The following is a 1,030-nucleotide window of genomic DNA, read 5'->3' on the forward strand; positions in this document are numbered from 1 at the left end:
GGCGCACCGTTATCTGAGTGTAAGACGAGATCTTTTTTAACGCATCTTTCTGCCCAAACACTGCGTTCCAGTAAATCGGCGGCATGCTCTCCCGTTTCTTGAGAATGTACTTCCCAACCCACTATTTTTCGACTGTAAATATCTTCTATCATGTACAGGTAGTAATGCTGCCCAATCACCGTGGTTGGCAGATAGCTAATGTCCCAACTCCACACCTCATTGGCTTTTTTCGCCGTATAACTCGTGGGCTTTTTATGGACATTCTTTGATGCTGCTTTTCCTCTGTGATGGAGCATGCTTTCCGCTTTTAAGAGACGATAAAAGCTGGATTCTGAAGCAATATACTCGCCTCTGTCGGCCAATATAGGCACGATTTGACTGGGTGGTAAGGAAGCAAACTCGTCACGGTTGCAAACCTCAATCATCTTCTGCCGCTCTACCTCACTCAGTTTGTTCGCTGGTGCAGGCCTTATCACGGTGACTCTTCTATCCTCCCCAATAGAGCCCTCACTATACCAACGCTGTAACGTTCTGACCGATAATCCAATCACCTCACAGGCAGGCTCTTGTCGTGCACCTGACTCCACCGCATGACGGATCCACTGCGAATACTTTTGCCTATCGGCCAGCGTGATTAGCTGTCCTCTTTTTCCTCCCAATAGGCATCGAACTTTTTTCCTAGCACAAGTAACGCCGCACTTTCTGCTAACGCTTTCTCCTTTCGTCTCAGCTCACGTTCTAGTTCTTTAATGCGTTTTTTGTCCGATTGTTGCTCAGCCGTGATCTTGGTGTTTCGCTTATCTTTCACTGTATTCCCTGCAATGCAGGCTTGCTTCCATTGCTTTACTTGCTCAGGGTACAACCCTTTTTCTCGGCAATACTGATTCAGATCCGCTTCAGACAAGGCGGAAGTTTCAAGTACGACAGCAAACTTTTCTTCATTGGACCACTTATCTGATGAACTCACTTTTGACTCGCTAAATCCTGATGTGTTGAATTGCTTTTGCCAACTATACAGGGTGGAGAGCTT

General features: G+C 46.5%; 1 pseudogene. It reads right to left on the reverse strand.

Features of this window, described 5'->3' with window-relative positions:
* Positions 1-1,030, reverse strand: a pseudogene (locus tag LG368_RS15350) (DDE-type integrase/transposase/recombinase); the annotation flags it as partial.

The sequence above is a fragment of the Marinomonas algarum genome (genome assembly GCF_020532605.1).
Lineage (GTDB): Bacteria > Pseudomonadota > Gammaproteobacteria > Pseudomonadales > Marinomonadaceae > Marinomonas > Marinomonas algarum.